This window comes from Loigolactobacillus iwatensis (genome assembly GCF_003950295.1).
GTDB lineage: Bacteria > Bacillota > Bacilli > Lactobacillales > Lactobacillaceae > Loigolactobacillus > Loigolactobacillus iwatensis.
Window position 1 is genome coordinate 54,113 of record NZ_RHNP01000013.1, and the last position, 6,000, is coordinate 60,112.

Below are 6,000 nucleotides of genomic sequence, written 5' to 3' on the forward strand. Positions count from 1 at the left end.
GCATAGAAGACTACTAACTCTTTGTCAACTATTTTTTATAAAACAAATTCAGCATTTATTATTGGTATATACCCCATTATCAAGACCAACAGCCGTTGAGTGGATATCATCGTATAATTGGTATCCTAAAAAGAAAGCGCTATAATGGCCTTATAAATATGAATTTAAAAATTTAAGGAGTTTTCACTTTATGAATGAAACTGATCTTGCTTTACTAAAAGCTAAGTACCCAACTAAGACTGCACTTGCCACCGAGCTCATTAACCTCGAGGCAATTTTGAATTTACCAAAAAGTACTGAGGCCTTTATAAGTGATATCCACGGTGAATACGATGCATTTCAACACGTTTTACGCAGTGGCTCTGGTAACGTCAAACAAAAAGTTGCGGCCCTTTTTGCTGGAAAAATGACAAAAAATAAAATTAGCAACTTTTCATTTTTGATCTATTACCCGAAAGAACGGTTAACGGCCATTAAAAAGCGCTACGCTAGTAACGAAGAGCTTTGCCAGTGGTACCTAGACACCTTTACACGTCTAATCTCATTACTCCACTTTGTCTCAACAAAGTACACCCGCTCTAAAGTTCGAAAGGCATTAAAACCAGAGTTTGTTTACATCACTGAGGAGCTACTCTACGCCGATTTAGATAGCGTTGATAAATTACAGTACTATAGCAAAATCACCGAAAATATCATTACTTTAGGTCAGGCCGACGCCTTTATTATCGCAACTTGCCATAGCATTCAACAATTGGTCGTTGATCATTTACACATTGTTGGTGACATTTATGATCGTGGGCCTTACCCGGACAAGATCATGGAACGACTAATGCAGCATCATTCCTTAGATATTCAGTGGGGTAATCATGATATTCTTTGGCTGGGTGCCGTCTCTGGCTCGCAGCTTTGTTTAGCAAATTTACTGCGAATCTGTGCACGTTACAATAATTTAAGTATTATCGAGGACGCTTACGGCATCAATTTACGCCACTTAGCGTTGTTTGCCGAAAAACATTACCAAGATAATCCAGCATTTCAACCAAAGCTAATGCACAATGAGCGCCCATTATCGGCCGCCGAAAAATTGCAGATAACACAAATTCACCAAGCAATTGCCGTAATTCAATTTAAGCTAGAAGGCCCGGCCATTGCCCGGCGACCTGAATTCAACATGGCCCACCGCGCGATGTTAGATAAAATCGACTACGCCAAGCAAACAATTGAGCTAAAAGGCAAAACTTACCAGTTAGAGAATACCTGTTTTCAAACCATTGATCCTAAAGCACCCTATCAATTAACCCCAGAAGAACAAGATTTAATTGATCAGCTTACAACTGCGTTCATGCAGTCCGATAAATTACGCCGGCACATGGCATTCTTGGTAAAAAAAGGTAGTATGTACCTCACTTACAACGATAATTTGATTTTTCACGGCTGTATTCCCGTGGACGATAAAGGCAAGTTTCAAACTTTCCGCCTAAACGGAAAAGATTACGCAGGTCCAGAACTACTAACCGTTTTCGAAAAAAATTTGCGCGAAAGCTTTGCGCACCCACATACGACAAACGACCAGGCAACTGATCTCCTTTGGTATTTATGGACTGGACCTTTATCACCACTATTTGGCAAACATGACATGACCACGTTTGAGCGCTATTTTATTGCGGACAAAGAAACGCACTTTGAAGCGCCGAACGCTTACTATCGATTACGCCACGAAACTTGGTTTGTGGACCAACTATTAGAAGCCTTTGGACTTGATCCAAACACTGGCCACATTATTAACGGTCACACACCTGTCAAAAAGGGCCAGAGTCCAATTATGGCGGATCGAAAAATGCTAGTTATTGATGGTGGCTTTTCTAAGCCTTACCACAAAACAACCGGCATTGGTGGCTACACACTGCTATATAATTCTTACGGAATGCAATTGGTGACCCACCAGCCATTCACTTCACGAGCAGATGCAATTGCAAATCTAACCGATATTATTTCCACTAAACGAGTTGTAGATCAAGTCAGTCACCGTAAAATGGTGGCCCAAACCGATATTGGAAAAAAGCTCATTAAACAAGTTCGCCTGTTAAAGGAACTAATGCTCACAAAATAAGAATTAATTATTATTTTGTTTATTCTGTTTATCTATTGGAACTTATGGTATTCTTTCTAGGTGTCTTCGTTAATTGTTTACACAATTACTATAAGATAAACTAAAAATAAATGAACATGTTTCCAACAACAGGAGGTCTAGTTTTGGACTATGAACAATTAATGCTGACAAAGACTGATTATTCATTCTATCAGTTTTATGAATTATTAGATAAAATTCGGCCGGCAGTCTATACCGTCAATGAATTGGCGGAACGTACCGAGATGTCTTATCAGAAGACTTATAACATGGTGCAAGACATCAATCAGCAAGTACAAGCCTATTTGCCAGAACAAAAATCATTTTTGACTGAACATGGTGGCGTGGATACACGCAAACTATTTGTATCATTAGATCGTTATCGTTTTGAAATCATTCAGGCCAACCTACCATTCAAATTACTTTGGTACATGCTGACCACGGAGAACCCCACCATTGAAATCTTTTGTAAGGATAATGATGTTAGTAAATCAACTGTTTTTCGCAAACTCAAGTTATTCAATGATTTTCTAAAACGTTTTAAACTACACATGCGCTATAAAAATTTAGCAATTGTCGGTGACGAACGCTATACTCGGTTGGTGCTTTATCAAGTTATGCGTATTACTGCACGGGAACAGTCCATTAACATTTTTCCACCAGAGCTGCGCGAAGAAGTTCAACAAGTCCACAACCTTATCTTTCAAAATATTGATGTGTTTGAAGAATTACATGACACTGAGGATATTGACTTTGTTGTCGCAATCTTTTTACTTCGTGAGCACCACGGCTTTTACGTTAATAATGATTCTCGCTACCAAGCACTAACGGCCGAAAATCCTAATTATAATATCGATGTCTTGGCTCCGATGCTAGATGTTCCCGAAAATCGACTGGCTGGTGAACTTAATTTTGCTTTCTTCTTACTGAATTATCCGCCAATTTTCCGTGATGCTAACAGCAACTTTTTACAACGAACTTTGAGATTTTATTCGCGTACAGAAAATATTATTTGGTCACTAGTTACCGACTGCCTTAAAGTGATTCAACATAACGATTTTAACGACGAAGTTGACTTAACTCAAGATCGACTTCTTCTAGGTAATTTATTAAATACAACTTTGGGTTCATACATTTTACGGGGACCTTTTCCTGCATTTACTTATGTGCCAATTAATGATTCAGTTCTTCGTTTCGGAAAAAACAAATTGTACCTAGATATTGATTATTATTTTAATCATCTACCGCAGAATTTTCGCGCTTTTTCTTCCGTTAAAGATCAGTTAATTAATGCTTTCTACCAATTCATTATGCGTAATTATGTTAGTTACGATAAGAATTACCAGCTGAAAATTGGCCTTTACATGGAAGAAAGTAATCTGACGTACCAGGACTATCGCGACCTGTTAAACGGTATTCCTTACTTTAAAGTAACACCTTACTTCACAAAATTCGCCGAACAATATGATGTGGTTGTAACAACTTCTGCATCACTTTATCGAAAACACGCCCAGCGCGGTAACTACTTCTTCTTTGATGTTGAAACTAGCGATATTTTAGGCGGTTTGTACCAGCAATTGCAGACCTACTACGCTAAGCACATCTTAGGCGGACATTTAAAGAACAGCACCTCAGCTAGTAAAACAAAACCCGCTGGCCAAGATGATACTTCTTCGGAAAATTAGAAATCACTTTTGAAGAACTAGATTTCTGCATTTTACCAAACTTTTTCTAATAATAACTGACTTCACACGACAATCTAAAAGTGACCCAGGAAGCATAAGAATTAGACAACTAATTTCTACGCTTCCTGGGTCATTTCTTTTGCAAGTTACTTAACTTTTTCAATGTTTTTCGGTAAAATGAAGACTACTCAGGAGGCATTCAAATGACAGCCAAACTTATTGCATTAGACCTTGACGGCACAACGCTTAATAATAACGGACAGCTTAGCCAAAAAACAACCCGGATACTTAAGGCAGCTAGTCATGCCGGTCATAAAGTTGTGATTACAACTGGCCGCCCGGACAATATCAGCGAAAACTTTTACGATGAACTTGACCTGACAACCCCGATGATTAATTTTAACGGTGGTTTAATCCACATTCCTCATCACCACTGGGCCGCAGAGTACCAAGCAACTTTGCAAACCAAACTAGTACTCGCTTTACTAGAGCTCAAGAAACGCTTTGCCTTAAAGGCCATTGTAGCTGAGGGAAAGCAGTTTATTCTAACTGATCGACCTTTTCAGGACATTCCGTTTATGCCAAATATGCTACACCCAAAAGTACTGCTCAATTCGGCGAGTTTAAAGCAAGAGCCAATTTCAGTCACTCTTTTTACTAATGCACTAACCTTCCCCGCACTTCAGCAAACAATCCAATCAGAGTTTCCAATGGTTGTTGCACAAACTTGGGGTGCCTGGAATGGTGATAATGCGGCCTTAGAAATCGTAAAAAAGGCTACTCGCAAGTCTACTGGTATTCATTACTTACTTAATCATTTCAATATGACGGCCAACAACGTCATTGCGTTTGGTGATGATTTTAATGATCAAGATATGCTAGAATCTGCCGGCTGGGGTGTCGCTATGGCTAACGCTCAACCAGCGGTGAAGGCCGCCGCCAATACTGTGATTGCGGAAACAAATGACGAAGACGGCGTTGCTAACTACTTACGAAATTATCTAGCCCTATAAACTAAATAATATAATCACGAATAAACTGTTGATCGGCTTGAAAGCGTTCGGCTACTGGCGTTAGCGGCCAAGCAACTTCATTACAGAAAATCAATTGTTCGTCCTTGAAACGCCATAAACTCAAGACATCAATTTGATCTTCTTGCGTTAATTTAGTTGTTATTTTTACAATGTAATGAACGGTGACCGCCTGCTCGTCTTCGGCAAAAATACAATCATGGACAACAAGTTCGTTAATCGTTGCCTTAGGTGCGGCGGCCAAATGGTGTAGTCGTTCTAAATAACGGGTGTAGTTAATATTCTGCCCGTTTAAAACGACAATCAGTTCGTTGCTAAGATATTGTTCCACTTGTTCTAATTGTTGTTTTTGAATAACCTGTTGCAGTAAATTTAGAACTTGTTGTTTCGCTATTTCAGGAGTCACGCCTATCATTTCCTTTTAATTTTAATCCGCTAGATTTAAAATGAAGTTAATAACCCACCGGGAGCTAATTATGAAATCTTTTCAAGCATTTTCAACTTTGAACCTACCCAATTATCAATTACGCTTTTTGAACACCGTGGCCGCTAAGGACATCTTTTCATTGCGCCATGATTCAAGCGTTGCTGCGGCTTCTGGCCGTAACACCGATCAAACTCTTGAGCAAACAATGGTTTATATTTATAAAATGATGACTGGCGTTAGTCGCCAGGACTTTTTAATGTGGGGAATTATGACTAAGGAAACAAACGAATTTGTAGGTTTAGTGCAGCTTTGGAATTTTAATACTAAACAAAACTCAGTTGAAATTGGCTACGAAATTCTTCCTAGCTGGCAGCGGCACGGTATCATGACTGAAATCTTAACCGAATTGATTCGCTTTAGCTTCAACGAGCTTAATTTGAAGCAGCTAAAGGCCGTAACTGCAGCCACCAATCAACCCTCCCGTAAACTTTTAGAAAAAGTCGGTCTTAAGCAGGATCCCTCTTTCCACAAAAACACGTATAGTTTAGAAAAACAAAAAATTGAACTAGTTCAATACCTTGCTAACAAACAATAAAGATTAAAAACAGCCGTGTATTGGATTTTGTGCCCACACAAAATAGACATTAGAGCACTTAGGAGGTGCCATGTTTCGAGTTCGCGTACTTCGCGTTAGGAGAATGGACATCCGCCGTGTATAAGATTTTGTGC

At 39.1% G+C, this 6,000-nt stretch carries 5 protein-coding genes; 4 read left to right on the forward strand and 1 reads right to left on the reverse strand.

From position 1 onward, the window contains the following. The first annotated feature begins 190 nt into the window (after nt 1–190). The 3 genes from EKM98_RS05040 to EKM98_RS05050 all read left to right on the forward strand — a co-directional run bounded on the left by EKM98_RS05040 (nt 191) and on the right by EKM98_RS05050 (nt 4,826). Nucleotides 191–2,110: a fructose-1,6-bisphosphatase gene (locus tag EKM98_RS05040; protein WP_100071592.1), complete on the forward strand. Its 1,920-nt coding sequence runs from the start codon at nt 191–193 to the stop codon at nt 2,108–2,110. Between the two features lie 143 nt (nt 2,111–2,253). Then, the gene (locus EKM98_RS05045) at nt 2,254–3,813 is read left to right on the forward strand and encodes a helix-turn-helix domain-containing protein (RefSeq protein ID WP_164512660.1); all 1,560 of its coding nucleotides are present in this window, start codon (nt 2,254–2,256) and stop codon (nt 3,811–3,813) included. A 203-nt stretch (nt 3,814–4,016) separates the two neighbouring features. Further along, nucleotides 4,017–4,826, forward strand: a complete 810-nt coding sequence (locus EKM98_RS05050; protein ID WP_068222131.1) for a Cof-type HAD-IIB family hydrolase — start codon at nt 4,017–4,019, stop codon at nt 4,824–4,826. Between the two features lies 1 nt (nt 4,827). Here the strand turns inward: EKM98_RS05050 and EKM98_RS05055 are convergent, their stop codons facing one another. Continuing rightward, nucleotides 4,828–5,250 carry a hypothetical protein gene (locus tag EKM98_RS05055; RefSeq protein WP_082918467.1) on the reverse strand — a complete coding sequence of 141 codons (423 nt, stop codon included), beginning with the start codon at nt 5,248–5,250 and terminating at the stop codon, nt 4,828–4,830. A gap of 70 nt (nt 5,251–5,320) precedes the next feature. Here EKM98_RS05055 and EKM98_RS05060 point away from each other — a divergent pair, with 70 nt between their 5' ends. Beyond that, the gene (locus tag EKM98_RS05060) at nt 5,321–5,866 is read left to right on the forward strand and encodes a GNAT family N-acetyltransferase (RefSeq protein ID WP_125980999.1); all 546 of its coding nucleotides are present in this window, start codon (nt 5,321–5,323) and stop codon (nt 5,864–5,866) included. Nucleotides 5,867–6,000 lie beyond the last annotated feature (134 nt).